General features: G+C 70.5%; 18 protein-coding genes and 1 pseudogene. 15 read left to right on the forward strand and 4 right to left on the reverse strand.

Annotated features, from left to right (window positions below; translation table 11 throughout):
- The first annotated feature begins 34 nt into the window (after window positions 1-34).
- Window positions 35-1,261, forward strand: coding sequence for an MFS transporter (locus N912_RS65805; protein ID WP_245645362.1), 1,227 nt, complete (start codon window positions 35-37; stop codon window positions 1,259-1,261).
- 18 nt (window positions 1,262-1,279) lie between these two features.
- On the opposite strand, the pseudogene N912_RS62130 reads toward N912_RS65805, so the two are convergent.
- Window positions 1,280-2,269, reverse strand: a pseudogene (locus N912_RS62130) (DMT family transporter); the annotation flags it as partial.
- Here N912_RS62130 and N912_RS0120920 point away from each other — a divergent pair.
- Window positions 2,177-3,013 carry an AraC family transcriptional regulator gene (locus tag N912_RS0120920; RefSeq protein WP_028923933.1) on the forward strand — a complete coding sequence of 279 codons (837 nt, stop codon included), beginning with the start codon at window positions 2,177-2,179 and terminating at the stop codon, window positions 3,011-3,013. The pseudogene N912_RS62130 and the gene N912_RS0120920 sit on opposite strands and share 93 nt — an antisense overlap.
- On the opposite strand, the gene N912_RS0120925 is transcribed toward N912_RS0120920, so the two are convergent.
- Window positions 2,983-3,657: a nucleoside/nucleotide kinase family protein gene (locus N912_RS0120925; protein WP_028923934.1), complete on the reverse strand. Its 675-nt coding sequence runs from the start codon at window positions 3,655-3,657 to the stop codon at window positions 2,983-2,985. The two genes, N912_RS0120920 and N912_RS0120925, sit on opposite strands and share 31 nt — an antisense overlap.
- Before the next feature lie 53 nt (window positions 3,658-3,710).
- Here N912_RS0120925 and N912_RS53495 point away from each other — a divergent pair, with 53 nt between their 5' ends.
- The 10 genes from N912_RS53495 to N912_RS0120975 all read left to right on the forward strand — a co-directional run bounded on the left by N912_RS53495 (window position 3,711) and on the right by N912_RS0120975 (window position 12,372).
- A complete protein-coding gene (locus N912_RS53495) occupies window positions 3,711-4,409 on the forward strand; it encodes a GntR family transcriptional regulator (RefSeq protein ID WP_051580534.1) in 699 nt (232 codons plus the stop codon).
- Complete coding sequence (locus tag N912_RS0120935) at window positions 4,409-5,185, forward strand: carbon-nitrogen family hydrolase (protein ID WP_028923935.1); 777 nt, start codon at window positions 4,409-4,411, stop codon at window positions 5,183-5,185. The genes N912_RS53495 and N912_RS0120935 overlap by 1 nt, the downstream gene beginning before the upstream one ends.
- A 37-nt stretch (window positions 5,186-5,222) precedes the next feature.
- Window positions 5,223-5,882 carry a DUF2848 family protein gene (locus tag N912_RS0120940; protein WP_028923936.1) on the forward strand — a complete coding sequence of 220 codons (660 nt, stop codon included), beginning with the start codon at window positions 5,223-5,225 and terminating at the stop codon, window positions 5,880-5,882.
- Window positions 5,882-7,336, forward strand: a complete 1,455-nt coding sequence (locus N912_RS0120945; protein ID WP_028923937.1) for a 4-hydroxyphenylacetate 3-hydroxylase family protein — start codon at window positions 5,882-5,884, stop codon at window positions 7,334-7,336. Before N912_RS0120940 ends, N912_RS0120945 begins: the two co-directional genes overlap by 1 nt.
- A 28-nt stretch (window positions 7,337-7,364) precedes the next feature.
- A complete protein-coding gene (locus N912_RS0120950; protein WP_028923938.1) occupies window positions 7,365-7,712 on the forward strand; it encodes a cupin domain-containing protein in 348 nt (115 codons plus the stop codon).
- A 17-nt stretch (window positions 7,713-7,729) separates the two neighbouring features.
- Entirely contained in the window at window positions 7,730-8,503 is a 774-nt protein-coding gene (locus N912_RS53500) for a cysteine hydrolase family protein (protein WP_037065797.1), read from the forward strand.
- 5 nt (window positions 8,504-8,508) lie between these two features.
- On the forward strand, window positions 8,509-9,018 hold the full coding sequence (locus N912_RS0120960; RefSeq protein ID WP_211261324.1) for a flavin reductase family protein: 510 nt from the start codon (window positions 8,509-8,511) through the stop codon (window positions 9,016-9,018).
- Window positions 9,019-9,035: 17 nt separating this feature from the next.
- A complete protein-coding gene (locus tag N912_RS0120965) occupies window positions 9,036-10,352 on the forward strand; it encodes an MFS transporter (RefSeq protein ID WP_028923940.1) in 1,317 nt (438 codons plus the stop codon).
- A gap of 109 nt (window positions 10,353-10,461) precedes the next feature.
- Window positions 10,462-11,889 carry an NsdA family TPR-like regulatory protein gene (locus N912_RS60540; RefSeq protein WP_156993825.1) on the forward strand — a complete coding sequence of 476 codons (1,428 nt, stop codon included), beginning with the start codon at window positions 10,462-10,464 and terminating at the stop codon, window positions 11,887-11,889.
- Between the two features lie 96 nt (window positions 11,890-11,985).
- Complete coding sequence (locus N912_RS0120975; RefSeq protein ID WP_028923941.1) at window positions 11,986-12,372, forward strand: hypothetical protein; 387 nt, start codon at window positions 11,986-11,988, stop codon at window positions 12,370-12,372.
- Between the two features lie 33 nt (window positions 12,373-12,405).
- Here the strand turns inward: N912_RS0120975 and N912_RS53510 are convergent, their stop codons facing one another.
- Window positions 12,406-12,825 carry an NUDIX domain-containing protein gene (locus N912_RS53510; RefSeq protein WP_245645382.1) on the reverse strand — a complete coding sequence of 140 codons (420 nt, stop codon included), beginning with the start codon at window positions 12,823-12,825 and terminating at the stop codon, window positions 12,406-12,408.
- Between the two features lie 522 nt (window positions 12,826-13,347).
- Here N912_RS53510 and N912_RS0120985 point away from each other — a divergent pair.
- Window positions 13,348-13,713, forward strand: coding sequence for a cupin domain-containing protein (locus N912_RS0120985; RefSeq protein WP_028923942.1), 366 nt, complete (start codon window positions 13,348-13,350; stop codon window positions 13,711-13,713).
- Window positions 13,714-13,812: 99 nt separating this feature from the next.
- Entirely contained in the window at window positions 13,813-14,589 is a 777-nt protein-coding gene (locus tag N912_RS0120990; RefSeq protein WP_037065799.1) for an O-methyltransferase, read from the forward strand.
- Here the strand turns inward: N912_RS0120990 and N912_RS0120995 are convergent.
- Window positions 14,586-15,182: a M15 family metallopeptidase gene (locus N912_RS0120995; RefSeq protein WP_028923944.1), complete on the reverse strand. Its 597-nt coding sequence runs from the start codon at window positions 15,180-15,182 to the stop codon at window positions 14,586-14,588. The two genes, N912_RS0120990 and N912_RS0120995, sit on opposite strands and share 4 nt — an antisense overlap.
- Window positions 15,183-15,281: 99 nt before the next feature.
- On the opposite strand from N912_RS0120995, the gene vanR-Sc reads away from it, so the two are divergent.
- Complete coding sequence (gene vanR-Sc, locus N912_RS0121000; protein WP_028923945.1) at window positions 15,282-15,947, forward strand: VanSc-type vancomycin resistance response regulator transcription factor VanR; 666 nt, start codon at window positions 15,282-15,284, stop codon at window positions 15,945-15,947.
- Window positions 15,948-15,951 lie beyond the last annotated feature (4 nt).

Consider the following 15,951-nt stretch of genomic DNA (forward strand, 5'->3'; position numbering starts at 1 on the left):
GTTGCGCAGAGCAGGCACACCGAGGAGGCCGCCAATGACGACAGCCGCACACACCTCAACCACCTCAGGCCGGGGCCGACGCGAGCGCCTGGTGCTGGCCCTGTGCTTCGCGGTGATCCTGTTCGACGGGTACGACCTGATCGTCTACGGGGCCGCCGTCCCGGCCATCCTGCGCTACCAGCCGTGGGGCGTGACGGCCGTCGAGGCGGGGGCCATCGGCAGCTACGCCCTGGTCGGCATGTTGCTGGGGGCGCTGATCGCGGGCCGGCTCACCGACGTGGTCGGCCGGCGGAAGATCATGCTGGCCAGCATCACCTGGTTCTCCCTGGCCATGGTCGGCTGCGCGCTGGCGCCGAGCCCCGAGCTGTTCGGGCTGTTCCGGTTCCTCGGCGGCATCGGGCTGGGCGGCGCGATGCCCACCACCATCGCGCTGACCACCGAGTACAGCCCGGTGCACCGGCGCGGGCTGAACAACGCGCTGATGTTCTCCGGCTACACCGTCGGCGGGATCCTCGCCGCCGCGCTCGCGCTGGTCCTGATGCCCACGTTCGGCTTCCGCTCGGTGTTCTGGGTCGGCGCGGCGCCGCTGGTCCTGGTGGTACCGCCGCTGCTGCGCTACCTCCCGGAGTCCGTCACCTTCCTGGCCGCCACCGGGCGCCGGCCCGGCGCGCTGGAGCTGTTCTCCCGCCGCCACCGCGCACCGGCGGCGCTGTTCGCCGTCGTCAGCTTCGTCGGACTACTGCTGATCTACGGGCTCAACACCTGGCTGCCGCAGATCATGAAGTCCGCCGGGTACTCGCTGTCCAGCTCGCTGCTGTTCCTGGTGATGCTCAACCTCGGCGCCATGATCGGCACCGTCGTCGCGGCGCCGCTCGGTGACCGGATCGGCATGAAGCCGGTCACCGTCGTCGCCTTCGGCACGGCGGCGGTCTCGATCTTCCTGCTCAGCCTGCCGATCCCCGAGCTGCCCAGGTACGCCGTTGCCGCGCTCGCCGGGTTCGGCACGATCGGCACCCAGATCCTGGTCAACGCGCACATCGCGATCCACTTCCCGGACGCCATCCGCGCCACCGCCCTCGGCCTGGCGCTCGGCGTCGGCCGGCTGGGCGCGATCGCCGGCCCCGCGTTCGGCGGCCTACTCATCGCCCACGGCGTGAGCACCGCGTGGAACTTCTACGCGTTCGCCATCCCGGCGCTGCTCGGCGTCGCCCTGGCCGCCCTGCTCCCCGCCCGCACCCCCGACTGGACGCGGCCCACCTGAACGTCCCGCGAGCCAGGCCCCGACGACCATCAGCACCGACCCGACGCCCTGCACCACCGTGATCGACTCGCCCAGCCACAGCCACGAGCAGGCCAGCCCGAACACCGGCACCAGGAACATCGCCGACGACGCGGTCGCGGGCCCGATCCCGCGCACCGCCGCGTAGTACATGACGTAGGCCAGCGCCGTGGGCAACACCGCCAGGTAGCCGAGGTTGACCCAGAACCCCGCCGGCAGCGCGGACCACGAGGTCGCGGCGAACGCGGGCACCGCCACCACGCCGAGGGCGAGCGCGCCGGCCGCGGTGGCATAGGTGGTGACGGTGAACGCGGGCAACCGGCCGAGCACCGGCGCCCCGCGGATCGTGTACGCCGCCCAGCACGCCGCCGCCCCCAGGTACAACAGGTCACCCACCACCCGGTTCGACCCACCCGGCGGGATGCCGACGAAGAACACCACGGCCCCGCACACCGCCGCGCCCAGCCCGAGGGCCGTCCGCGCCCCCGGCCGCCGGCGGCCCAGCAACGCACCCACCGCCGCCGTGATCACCGGTGCGGTCGCCGGCACGATCACGGTGCCGTCGGCCGACGGCGCCAGCGTCAGGGCCAGGAAGAAGAACATGTTGTAGCCGAACACGCCGAGCATCCCCAGCCCGGCGATCCGGCCCAGCTCACCCACGGCCGGGCGGGCTCGGCCGAGCACCGCGTGCAGCCCGAGCAGCACCACCGCGCCGAGCCCGAACCGCAGGAAGGCCGCCGCCTGGTGCGGCATCGCGTGCACCGCGAACTTCGAGGAGGCGAACCCGCTGCCCCACAGCGCCACGACCAGAACAAGCGAGAGACGAGTACGCACACCGTGGATCCTCCGGGCACCCGAGCGGGCCGTCTTGCACGCTGGTGCGGGCACAATGACCCGGTGGAATGGGTGCGTTACCGCAGGCTGGCCGACCGGCCGGTCGAGGCGATGCAGGCCCACTTCGAGCGGCACGTCTACCACCGGCACACCCACGAGACGTACTCGTTCGGGCTGACCGAGTTCGGCGCGCAGTCCTTCGACTGCCGGGGCGAGTCACGCACCAGCGCGGCGGGCATGGTGATGGCGTTCAACCCGGACGAGCCGCACGACGGGCGCTCGGCCGCCGAGCAGGGCTTCACCTACCGCATCGTCCACCTCGGACCCGAGCTGATCGCCGACCTGCTCTCCGACAAGACCGCCCGCCCCACCGGCCTGCCGCTGTTCGCCGAGCCCGTGCTCTACGACGCCGAACTGGCCCGCGCCCTCGGCCTGCTGCACACGAGGATCTGCACCGACGCTGGAACGCTGGCCCGCGACGAGGCGCTGGCCGGCACCGTCGCCGCCCTGGTGCGCCGAGGCGCCCGCGGCGCCCCGCTCGAGTCCTCCGCCGCACAACTCACCCACCGCGCCGAGGCGACCGCCGCCCGCCGGGCCCGCGCCCTGCTCGACGAGCTGTACCTCGACGACCTCACCGCCCAGGACCTGGCGGCCGCCGCCGGATGCAGCCGGTTCGCCCTGTTCCGCGCCTTCAAGGCCGCCTACGGCCTCGCCCCCAGCGACTACCAGCGCCAGCTCAGGTTGCGCGCCGCCCGCCGGCTGATCGCCGCCGGGCACTCGCTGGCCGACGCGGCCGCCCGCTCCGGGTTCACCGACCAGGCCCACCTGACCCGCTGGTTCCGCCGCTGCTACGGCATCACCCCCGGCACCTACCGAGGGGTGGCCGGCCGGGCGATCTGAGGCGTGCCGAGGTCGTTGTTGTCGATCACGACGGACGCCAGGTCGCTCGGCCGGCACCTGTCGAGGTAGAGGCGTTGGCCCTGGACGTAGCGCCGGTTGGACGGGGCCGCCGGGTCGGGGTCGAGGTCGCCGCGTTCGGCGGCTCGGGCCAGCGAGACGGCGAAGTCGACGTGGAGAAAGACGCTGTAGTCCCAGTAGGAGCTCAGTTCGGGCCGGTGCAGGAAGATCCCGTCGAGGATGAGGATCGCGTTGCGGGGCGCGTACGACCAGACCTGCTCGGCCGGCCGGTCGGTCGCGTGGTCGAAGGCGCGGGTGCAGTACCGCCGGTCGCCGGCCGGGCCGAGCGGGTCCAGCAGCATCGCGCGCAGCTTCGGGTAGTCGTAGGAGTCCTGGAAGAAGCCCTCGGGAGAGTCGCGACCGAGGCGGTAGCGGATGCGTCGCGGGTGGTGGAAGCCGTCCACGCCGGCGCGGATCGTCGGCCGTCCCCACGGCGCGATGGCGGCGGCGACCTCGTCGGCGAACGTCGTCTTGCCCGCGCCGTCGACGCCGTCCACGCCCACTCGGACGACCCGGTCCGGATGCAGCTCGGCAACGCTCGCCGCGATCTCCACGAGGACCGCCGCGCGCCTCGGTGTGCGAATCACTAGGGCAACGATGCCACTTGCCGTCTTATCGACGTGATGTATACATTACGCCTATGTCGGGTCTACGAGCCGTGAGCGGGCGGGGCGAGAGCGCCCAGGACGCGGCCTACCGTTGGTTGAAGCGCCACATCGGGTCGCTGCCGCGCCAGGAGGGCACGTTCCTGACCGAGGCCGAGGTGTGCGAGTCCACCGGCACGTCGCGGACGCCGGTGCGGGAGGCGCTGCTGCGGCTAGAGGCCGAGGGCTTCCTGCAGATCGTGCCCAAGAAGGGCGCGTACGTCCCGCCGATCACCGACACCGAGGTGGAGGCGGTGATGCAGGCCCGGGGGCTGGTGGAGGACTGGTGCGTGCGGCGGGTGGCGCCGGTCGCCGGCGGGCTGCCGGTGGAGCTGGAGCGGCTGATCGCCGAGCAGGAGGGGCTGCTGGGCGACCCGGTGGCGTTCATCGAGTGCGACCGGGCGTTCCACCGCGCGATCGTCCGCACCGCCGGCAACGCGGTGCTCAGCGAGTTCTACGAGACGCTGCGCGACCGGCAGGTCCGGATGGGGCTGCGCGCGATCGCGGCGGCGCACGACCGGGCCCGCTGCGTGCTGGCCGAGCACCGGGCGATCCTGGACGCGGTGCGCTCGGCCGACTCGGCTGCCGCGTCCGAGGCGGTGGCCACGCACCTGAGCAGCACGCTGGCCACGCTGCACCTGCCCGGCGTGGCGCAGTGGGTCGACACCGACGAGTCCGCCGGCGGGGTGTCCTGATGCGGGTGGCGTTGGTGCAGGTGGCCAGCCCGCCGGGCGAGCCGGTGGCGCGGCGCCGCGAACGGGTGGGCCAGCTGGTGGCCGAGGCGCGGGGCGCCGACCTGGTGGTGCTGCCGGAGCTGTGGCCGTCGGGCTACTTCGCGTTCGACAGGTACGAGGAGCTGGCCGAGCCGCGCGACGGCGACACGGTGGCCTCGGCGCGGGAGTGGGCGCGGCGGCTGGGCTGCTTCCTGCATCTCGGGAGCTTCGTCGAGCGCACCGCCGAGGGCCGGTTGCACAACACGGCGGTGCTGGTCGACCCGGCCGGCGAGGTGGTCCACACCTACCGCAAGATCCACGTGTTCGGCTACCGCTCCCGCGAGGCGCAGCTGCTGACCCCGGGCGAGGACGTCACCGTCGCCGACACTCCGCTGGGCGCCCTGAGCGCCACGACCTGCTATGACCTGCGGTTCCCCGAGCTGTGGCGGGCGCTGGTGGACGCCGGCGCGCACACCGTCGTGGTGCCGGCCGCGTGGCCCGCCGAGCGGCGCGCGCACTGGCAGCTGTTGACCACCACCCGGGCGCTGGAGGAACAGGTGGTGCTGGTGGCGTGCAACGCCGTCGGCGTTCAGGGCGAGACGGCGCTCGGCGGCCACAGCCGGGTGGTCGACCCGTGGGGGACCGTGCTCGTCGAGGCCGACGACCGGGAGGGCATCACCCACTGCGAGGTCGACCCGGCCGTGGTGGCCAAGACCCGGGCGGAGTTCCCGGTGCTGGCCGACCGCCGCCTGGGCTGATCCCTGGTATCGAAACACAGAGAGGACGTTCACTTCCATGCCGAGCTTCCGGCTGCACGCCGTCGACACCGGCGAGGACCTCGCCTTCGAGCCCAGGCGGCTGATCGTCGCCGGCTACACCGGGCGGGACGCCGAGGCGGTCCGGGCGCACATCGCCGAGCTGGCGGCGATCGGCGTGCCCGAGCCGGCGTCGATCCCGACCTTCTACGACCTAGACCCCGCGCTGCTCACCACCGGCCCGCTGGTCGAGGTCACCGGCGAGAACACCTCCGGCGAGGCCGAGCCGGTGCTGGTCCGCCACGCCGGCCGCCACTACCTCGGCGTCGGCTCCGACCACACCGACCGCGACCTCGAACGCACCGACATCGGCGCGTCCAAGGCCGCCTGCCCCAAGCCGTTCTCCTCCCAGGTCGTCACGCTGCCGGCGGAAGCCCAGTGGGACGGCATCGAGCTGGCGTCCACTGTGGACGGCGTGGACTACCAGCGCGGCACGCTGGCGGCCCTGCGCACGCCGGACGACCTGCTGGCCCGGCTGGCCGACACGCTCGGCGAGCTGGACGGCGACCTGGTCGTGTTCGGCGGCACCCTGCCGCTGCTGACCGGCGACTTCCGCCCCGGCACCGGGTGGCGGACCTCGCTGCGCGCCGGCGAACACACGCTGACCTGCTCGTACGAGACGAAACGGAGGACCACCTGATGCGCGGTGGAGCCGACTACCTGGCCGCCCTCAAGGACGACCGGGAGATCTACCTGGACGGCCAGCGGGTGCACGACGTGGTCCACCACCCGGCGTTCGCGCCGATCGCCACCACGATGGCCGAGCTGTTCGACCTGGCCGCCGACCCGACCAACGAGATGACCTACCGCGCGCCGGAGATCGACGCCGAGGCCAACTGGGTGTTCTCCATCCCGCGCTCGCGCGAGGACCTGACCGCGCGCCGCCGCGCCATCGAGACCTGGGCGCGCCACACCCACGGCTGGGTCGGCCGCAGCCCGGACCACGTCGGCGCGTTCCTCGCCGGGTTCGCCGCGCACCCCGAGGCGTTCGCCGCCGAGCACCGCGACCTCTCGTCGAGCGTGGTCGAGTACCACAAGCGGGTGCTGCGCGAGAGCCTCTACGTCTCGTACGCGATCATCCCGCCGCAGGTCTCCCGGGCCACCACCGCGCACGCGTGGGACGGCGAGTTCATCCAGGTCGGCGTGGTCGCCGAGCGCGAGGACGGCATCGTGGTGCGCGGGTCGCAGATGCTGGCCACCGGCGCCGCGGTCGCCGACGAGATCTTCATCTCCTGCATCAAGCCGCTGACCGCCGAGGACCGCGACTTCGCGCTCGGCTTCACCGTCCCGGTCGCGGCGTCCGGCCTGAAGCTGTACTGCCGCCGCCCGTACGCCACCGCCGCCAGCAGCGGCTACGACTACCCGCTGTCCACCCGCTACGACGAGACCGACGCGCTGGTCGTGTTCGACGACGTGTTCATCCCGTGGGAGCGGGTGTTCGTCGACCGGGAGGTGGCCGGGCTGCGCCGCCAGTTCTTCGACACCGGCGCCCACGTGCTCGGCAACTGGCAGGCCCAGATCCGGTTCGCGGTGAAGCTCCAGTTCATTGCCGGGCTGGCCCGCAAGATCACGTCGGTGAACGGCGTGGACAAGATCCCCGGCGTGCAGGAGAAGCTGGGCGAGCTGGCCAGCGTCGCCTCGCTGGTGGAGTCCGCCGTGCTTGCCGCCGAGTACACGGCGGAACCGGACGACGCCGGCATGTGGCGGCCCGGCGGGCGGGCGGTGTACGGCGCGATGGGCCTGCAGGCCGAGCTGTACCCCCGGGTGCTGGCCATCCTGCGCGACCTGGCCGGCGGCGGCGTGCTGCAGCTTCCGGCCAGCGTGGCCGACCTGCACAACCCGGCCACCCGCGCGGACATCGACAGGTACGTGCAGTCCCCCGGCGTCGAGGCGGTCGAGCGGATCAAGCTGTTCAAGCTGGTCTGGGACGTGGTCGGCTCCGAGTTCGCGGGCCGCCACCACCAGTACGAGATGTTCTACGCCGGCGCCCCGTTCGTGGCCAAGGGCTACGCCTACCGCAACTACGGCTACGAACGGCACGTGGCCGACGTCGAGGAGTTCCTCGCCGGCTACACCGCCGAACCCCCGCGCTGAACCCTCACCACAGGAACGGAGTTGCCCCATGGCCAAGCCCGAACACGAGTTCTTCCCCGTCGACAAGGTCGAGTTCACCCCGTGCGCCGGCGTGGTCGCCGAGCTGACCGAGCGGATCCTCGCCGCCGACCCGGACGCCGGCGTCGCCACCCGCATCCTGCGCTTCGAGCCCGGCACCGACACCACCCCGAACGGCGTGCAGGTGCACGACTTCTGGGAGGAGGTCTACATCCTCGAAGGCTCCATGACCGACCTGCGGCTGAACGAGACGTTCTCGGCCGGCACCTACGCCTGCCGTCCGCCCGGCATGGAGCACGGCCCGTGGCGCAGCGAGGAGGGCTGCACCACCTTCGAAGTCCGCTACCGCGTGCGCTGAGGGAAGGAGCGGCGAAAATGGATCCCGTTTCCGACTTCCTCCGCCAGTACGGCCGCACCGAGGACGACCTGCTCGACGCGCGGACCCTGAACGCACCCGGGGTGTTCGCGGGCGAACGGGAGTTCATCGAGTTCGCCGAGCGCGACTACGGCACCGACAAGCACTGGGCGTTCGAGATCCGGCCCGAGGAGTGCGCGCTGATCGTGGTCGACATGCAGGAAGACTTCGTGAACCCGGCCCACCCGATGTGCGTCCCGGAGGCGTACCGGCAGGTGCCGCGCATCCAGCACGTCATCGAGGAGTGCCGGCTGGCGAACGTTCCGGTCATCTACACCGAGCACACCATCGCGCCGGACGTCGCCCACGACTTCTACCAGTACTGGCCGCCGATCAAGGCGGGCGCCATCGCCGAGGGCAAGCCCGGCAGCAGGGTCTACCACGGGTTCAGTCCGCGCGAGGGCGAGCGGATCATCTCCGCCAAGCACACCTACGACTCGTTCGCCGGCACCGACCTGGACTACGCGCTGCGCAACCGGGGCGTGAAGACGCTGATCATCAGCGGCACCCTGACCAACTTCTGCTGCGAGTCCACCGCGCGGACCGGGTACTTCCTCGGCTACCACATCGTGTTCGGGTCCGACATCAACGCCACCGACAGCGCGCTCGCGCACGAGGCCACCCTGCGCACCATGCGCCGGGGGTTCGCGCGCGTGCTGGACCACGGGCAGATCGTCGACACGCTGCGCGGCACCGACGCGCTGCACCAGGCCGCTACCAGGGCCGCGCGGTGAGCACCATGACGACGGTCGACCCGGTGGCGATGCGCCGCGCGATGGGCCGCTTCGCCACCGGCGTCGCCGTCATCACGGCCCTGGACGCCGAGGGCACCCCGCACGGCATGACGCTCAACTCGCTCACCTCGGTCTCCCTGGACCCGCCGCTGCTGCTGGTCTGCTTCAACCACGGCGCGCGCACCGCCACCGCCGTGGCCGACACCGGGCGGTTCGCGGTGTCCGTCCTGGCCGCCCGCCAGGAGCCCATCGCACGGCGCTTCGCCGCCCGGGGCGACGACCACTTCGCCGGCCTGCCGCTGTCCTACGGGCGGCACCGGGTGCCCGTCGTCCCCGACGCCCTCGCCCACCTCGAATGCACGGTCGACCGGACAGTCACGGCCGGTGACCACGTCGTGGTGTTCGGGCTGGTGGAGCACACCTGCGAGCGCGACGGCCAGCCGCTGGCGTTCCTCTCCGGGCGGTTCGGCGACTACACCGACCGGGGCCACGACCCGGTGCCCTGGTCCTTCTAGGCCTTCTCGGAGTCACGATGACAGGAACGGTCGCCCGCAAGTCCCACACCAGCCTGCCGCTGGTCGCCGGCTCCAGCCTGGCCGGCACCGCCGTCGAGTGGTACGACTTCTTCCTCTACGGAACCGCCTCGGCGCTGGTCTTCAACAAGCTGTTCTTCCCCGGCTCCGACCCGCTGGTGGGGACGATGCTGGCGTTCGCCACCTACGCCGTCGGGTTCGTCGCCCGCCCGGTCGGCGCGGCGGTGCTCGGCCACTACGGCGACCGCAAGGGCCGGCGCGCGACGCTGATCGCCAGCCTGCTGCTGATGGGTGTCGCCACGTTCCTGATCGCGCTGCTCCCGCCGTACTCGGCGATCGGCGTGACCGCGCCGGTGCTGCTCGTGCTGCTGCGGCTGGTGCAGGGGTTCGCGCTCGGCGGCGAGTGGGGCGGCGCGGTGCTGCTGGTCTCCGAGCACGGCGACAGCCGCCGCCGCGCGTTCTGGGCGTCCTGGCCGAACGTCGGGCCGCCGCTGGGCAACCTGATGGCGGCCGGTGTCCTCGCCCTGCTCGGCGTGCTCATGCCCGCCGACGCCTTCCTGTCCTGGGGCTGGCGCATCGCCTTCGCGCTGTCCGCGCTGCTGGTGGTGCTCGGCCTGTGGCTGCGGCTCTACGTCGCCGAGACGCCGCTGTTCTCACGGGAGCGGGCGAATGCCACCGGGCTGCCCGTCGGCGTGGTGATACGCGAGCACTGGCGCCCGGTGCTGCTCGCCGCCGCCACCCGGTTCGGCGAGAACGCCGGGTTCTACATCTACTCGCTGCTCGTGATCACCTACGTCACCAAGATGCTGGGCCTGTCCCAGTCCACCGCGCTCGGCGCCGTGATGGTCGGCCAGGCCGTCGCGGTGGTGACGATCCCGCTGTTCGCCGTGCTGGCCGACCGGATCGGCCGGCGCCCCATCTACCTGGCCGCGTCGGTGGCCACCATCGTCTGGGCGTTCGTGTTCTTCGGCCTGCTGGACAGCCGCAACACCCTGGCCATCGTGACCGCCGTGACCGGCGGCCTGCTGATCTTCGCCGCCTACAGCTCGGTGATCGGCGCGTTCTTCTCCGAGCTGTTCCCCACCGAGATCCGCTACTCGGGCGTCTCGCTCGCCTACAACCTGGCGTCCGTGCTCGCCGGCTCGCTCGCCCCGCTGATCGCCCTCGCCCTCTACTCCGCGTTCGGCACCGGCTACGCCATCGCCGCCTACCTCGCCGCCATGGGCGCCGTCTCCCTGGTCGCGTCGCTGATCGCCAAGGAGACCCGCTCGGTGGACCTGGCATCGGTGAACCCTCCCGGCGGGCGCTCCCGCTGAGCGGTCAGACCAGGGGAAGCACCGAGGCGGGTAGGCTCCGGGCCACAGAAGTCAAGCCCCCGACGCAGCGCCAACAGCCCGGGGGAAGGCCCGAGGAGCAAACTCGGACATGACCGATCCAACTGACGCCCCTGATACGCCGGAAGCAACCCGGCCCACGTTGTTGAAAGCACTCCTGCGTCAACGGCGCTGGCAGACGTACAAGCGGTTCCGCAGGGAGTACAACCGGGCGGCGGCCACGGTCGACCGCGAACTGGTCGGCACGTACCCGAGCGATGCCCAGTACCGACGCTGGATCAACGGGCGAATCGGTGGTGTCCCCCGCTCCGAACCGTGCGCGGTGCTCGAAGCGATGTTCCCCGGCTACACCGTCGAGCAGCTATTCGAGCCTTATCAAGATGGCCGGAGCGCGGAGCACCGCGAGACTAACACTGAGGTGCTCACCAGCGCGGATAGTCCGCCGGTCGGTGGTCACCACTCTGCAAATTCCGACACCTCAAATGGGTCAGAAAGCGAGGTGAAGGACGTGAACCGAAGGCAACTTTTCAATACGGCCGCGACGTTTGCTCCTGCCCTCATATTGCCCGCGTCCGTGCCGGTGCGTGTCGACATGGGCGATGTTGACCAGTACAAGCAAGACATGGAGTACCTGCGGGCGCTTGATCACGCGTCCGGCTCCAGCGAGAAGGTTTACCACTTGGCGGAGCATTCGCTGGGCCACCTGGTACGGATCATGGAGACTGCTTCGTATACACCTGGCGTTGGCAATCAGTTGCGATCGATTGCCGGAGAGTTGATGGCGTTGGCCGGCTGGTTGTCATTCGACGCCGGTCGTTATCGAGATGCTCACTCCTGGTACCTGAAGGCCCAGCACGCCGCGCGCATCTCCGACGACACCGATACAGAGGTGTATGCGCTCAACGCGATGTCCCTGGCGGCCGATCACGAGGGCCGGGGCAGGGACGCGGTCGATCTTGCCCAGGCCGCTAGCCGGATCGCGCGGCGGAGTCGTCCCACTCCTCGGCTGTTGTCGCTGCTGGCGGCGCGTGAGGCGTGCGGTCACGCGCACAACGGCGACAGCGCTGCCACGTGGCGGGCGTTCGGCCGGGCCGAGGCTGATCTCGATCGGGGCCAGCACGATGATGATCCGGCTTGGTTGACGTTCTGGCGGCCTGCCTCGCTCGCCACGCAAGGTCGCCGAGCCGCCTACTGTCTGGGAGATCTAGACGAGGCGGAGCTGCAAGCTCGGGAAGCGCTAGCAGCCGGCGACCAGAAACATTATCGACGTAACTACACCATTTACCAGGCCAATCTAGCCATCGTTCTGACCGCGCGAGGCAACGTGGATGAAGCCGTGCCTGCTATCACAAGCGCGGCTAAAGAGGCCACTCAGATCAGCTCGGTGCGGCTCACTACGAAGGTCAGATCAGCGGTTCGCGATCTCAATGCGCACCACGGGGAAATGCCCGCCGTGCGCGAGTTGACCGAGTGGACCACCACCAATCTACCAGCGCCGGTCAGGGATACGAGCGCATAGCGGGATCTTCATGACCGCGCCATGACCGCTTAACGACCGCGAGTGACCGGTCCAGCGGCCTACCGATGCCGCACGCGCGTGCGCGACCGTTGACGCATGATCGACTACGGGAGTGGATCGGGACGGCTCGACCGCGAGCCACCAGCGACGGTGACCTTCGGCTTGATGCTGGACATGACCGACTACCACGTCGACGCCGTCTATGACCCCAAAGACCCGTACCCGCTCGCGGCGTGCGGAGTGCACCTCGTTCCCGGGATCTTCATACCCGGCCCGGTCCTGCTGCATCGTCGCTGTCTGGCGGCCATCCCGGACCCGGATGACGTCGAGCTCCGCCCGGCGTCGGCCGTCCGGCGGCGGGCGCTGGACGCTGACCCGGACGACCAAGCCGGACCCGTCCTCAAGGTTGTCCGTTGGCGTCTGGCTCGGCTCTACGACCGGCGGATACGTCGCGCCCTGGCGTCGGAGTGGTGTCGTGGCTGACCGGAAAGCAAGGAGACGCGCGCGATGAACACGTCAAGGTGTCTTGTGGTTCTCGAAGTACAGCGTGGTGTTCTCCTCCAAGCCTCGATAGGCGCCTACGAGGAGGCTCCACATGTCCGACCTAAGATACCGCTCACTCTCTCCAAGCGACAAGAAGGCAAACTCGCTGATCTCATTATCAACGATTCTAATACGATCGATCGTATCCGAGTTTAGTACGCCACCATCGAATATGAAGATCAGCTGATCATCCCATGGACCACGGGGGCCGACCCAATCGACAACTAGGAGGCGTCCAACACTGACGTCGATGCCGAGTTCTTCTCTCAGCTCACGCTTGACGGTTGACACCAACGACTCATTCGCCTCAGCCATTCCGCCGGGCACGTCCCAGAAGTCCTTGTACACAGGATTGACAAGTAATGCACGGTCGACACCGTCTCGGAGTAGCAGATCAACCGCTACACGCTTTCGCGCCTGCGCGCGTTGCCCTCCGCGAGGTAGGCGAACCGATCGGGATCATCGGAGTAGCTTGTGCTGGCCAACCGATATCATCACCCTCAGAACGAGCGCGCTCAGCCTTGAATTCTCCCACGACGCGAGGAGCGCGCGAACCTCTTTCACCTCCGGAGGCGTCCGACAGCTCGTGCCGGGGCTGGGAGGCCGTGCGCGGGCACGAGTCGGCCTTCGCGGTCTTCCGGGCGCCGGGGCGGCGGGGCGGCGGCAGTTATAGGCACCTTCCTCGAGCGCCATCGCCGCCCACCTCGCCGCCATGGGTCTCGGTGAACGGGCGCACGTGACGTCACCTCGCCGTTCGATATATCACAGGTCAGTTGCCATACAGCCGACCCTGCAACGGGACGGTGGCCAGGACGGTCAAGGTTTGGTTTCGACGACCGGCCGTTCGACCCTTCGGACCTAGACGCGCTCCCCTGCCGGGTGTCTACTCCCGAGTCCTCAGGAGAGGAGCGAGCCATGAGCGGCCTGGTGAAGCGGAGCCTCGGCGACCCGGAAGAGACTCGACAGTTCAAGGACGGAATGGGCCAGCTCGAGCTGGTCAACCTCGACGAGGGTGGGGTCGGGCGCGCGACCTTCCAGCCCGGCTGGCAGTGGTCCAAGCACGTCAAGCCGATCGCGGGCACGGACAGCTGCATGTCCGCCCACCTGGGCTACATGATCTCCGGACGGATGACGGTCCGGATGGACGACGGGCAGGAGGAGACGTTCGGCCCCGGCGACTTCATGAGCTGTCCGCCCGGTCACGACGCCTGGGTCGTCGGCGACGAGCCGTGTGTCGTCATCGACTGGCAGGGCTTCGTCGACTACGCCAAGGAGGGCTAGTCCATAGTCAGGCCACAGCTCCCTCCTAACTTCCCGACCTACTATCTCCGTACGTAGATAGGAATTGCTGCCTGGTTGGGACGGAGGGAGCACGCGGCCATGAGAAGCGCTCGGCTGGGGCTGGCGAAGGGGTGGCCGGCGCGCGGGTCGCTGCCCAGGGTGTTGCGGCGGTTGACCCCGAACAGCTTCGGCCAGGCCGGGGACGGTCGTGAGCGCGCGCTGGCGCGGCACGTGCTGGCCACCACGCCGTCCGGCGACCTGGACGCCGTGATCGCGGCGATCGACGAGTTCGCGTACCAGAAGGCCCACCTGATCAACGTCGGCGACGAGAAGGGCGCCATCCTGGACGCCGCCGTGCGCTCCGCCGAGCCCCGGCGGCTGCTGGAGCTGGGCACCTACTGCGGCTACAGCGCGCTGCGGATCGCGCGCGTGATGCCGCCCGGCGCGCGCCTGGTCAGCATCGAGCGCGGCGCGGCGAACGCGCGGATCGCCTCCCGCATCCTGCGCCACGCCGGCGTGGCGCAGCGGGTCGGCGTCGTGGTGGGCAGGCTCGACGACGGCGGGGCCACCCTGGCGCGCCTGCGCGAGCGGCACGGCTTCGCCCCCGGCGCCCTGGACTTCGCCTTCCTCGACCACGGCAAGGAGGAGTACCTGCCCGACCTGGAGCGCATCCTCGCCCAGGGCTGGCTGCGCCCCGGCTCGATCGTGGTCGCGGACAACATCGAGAACCCGGGCGTGCCGGACTACCTGCGCTACATGCGCCGGCACCAGGGCACCCTCTGGCGCACCACCGAGCACCACACCCACGTCGAGTACCAGCACCAGCTCCCCGACCTGGTCCTCGAATCCGAGTACCTGGGCATCCGACCCGACTAGCCGCGCATCCTCGGGTCGCGCGTGGGGTCGGCGTACATCAGGTGGCAACCACGGCTGATCGCCTCGGGACGCAGCTCGTAGTGCCAGGGCTCGTTGCGGTAGATCTGGCACAGCCCGTACCGGGCGCCGTGCTCGGACAGCCACGCGGTGGCGTCGGCGCGCCCGACGTCGATCGCGTGCCCGGACACGTGGGGAGACGTGTCCGCGGTGGCGACCCATCGGGCGGCCTCCTCCTCCGAGCCGTACTTCGCGACGGCGTCGCGTAGAAGCTGGTTCTGGTACGCCCGGGAACGCCAACCGCTGTTGACGTAGAACACGACACCGTCGGCGGCGGCGTCCATGGCCGCGTCGCGCAGGGCCTGCAGCAGGTCGGGGTCGAGGTTGGCCACGCCGGGATACCTGTCGTCGAACACCGTCACGCCGCCGGGGAGGCCGCCGTCGGCCTCGGCGGCCGTATCGCCGAGGCGGTCGCGCAGGGCGTCGATGAGCGAGGGCGCCCGGTAGACCAGGGTTCCGATGATCGCGGCGGTGACGACGACCAGGCCGACGGCGGTGGGCCGGAACGTCCCTCGGGTCGCCGTGCGTGCTGCCACTGTCTGACTCATGCCACCAGTTCAGGCGGCGCGGCGTTGCCGGCGCGTATCCGCTTTTCGGTACGCCGGCGATATATCCGGGCTCGTAGCATCGGGCGCATGCGCGTGTTGGTCGTCGAGGACGAGCCCTACATGGCGGAGGCCATCCGCGATGGCCTGCGCCTGGAAGCGATCGCCGCCGACATCGCCGGCGACGGCGACACGGCCCTGGAGCTGCTGAGCATCAACGCCTACGACCTCGCCGTGCTCGACCGCGACATCCCCGGGCCCTCCGGTGACGAGATAGCGAAGAGCATCGTCGCCTCCGGCAGCGGCATGCCGATCCTGATGCTCACCGCCGCCGACCGGCTCGACGACAAGGCCTCCGGGTTCGAGCTCGGCGCCGACGACTACCTCACCAAGCCGTTCGAACTTCGCGAGCTGGTGCTCAGGCTCAGGGCGCTGGACCGCAGGCGCGCGCACAGCAGGCCGCCGGTGCGGGAGATCGCGGGCCTGCGCCTGGACCCGTTCCGCCGCGAGGTCTACCGCGACGGCCGCTACATCGCGCTGACCAGGAAGCAGTTCGCCGTGCTCGAGGTTCTCGTGGCCGCCGAGGGCGGTGTGGTCAGCGCCGAGGAACTGCTGGAACGGGCCTGGGACGAGAACGCCGACCCGTTCACCAACGCCGTGCGCATCACCGTCTCGGCGCTGCGCAAGCGCCTCGGCGAACCCGGGATCATCGCCACCGTGGCCGGCGTCGGCTACCGCATCGAGGCCCCGGCGTGAGCGT

The sequence above is a fragment of the Actinospineispora acaciae DSM 45401 genome (assembly GCF_000620785.1).
Classification (GTDB): domain Bacteria; phylum Actinomycetota; class Actinomycetes; order Mycobacteriales; family Pseudonocardiaceae; genus Pseudonocardia; species Pseudonocardia acaciae.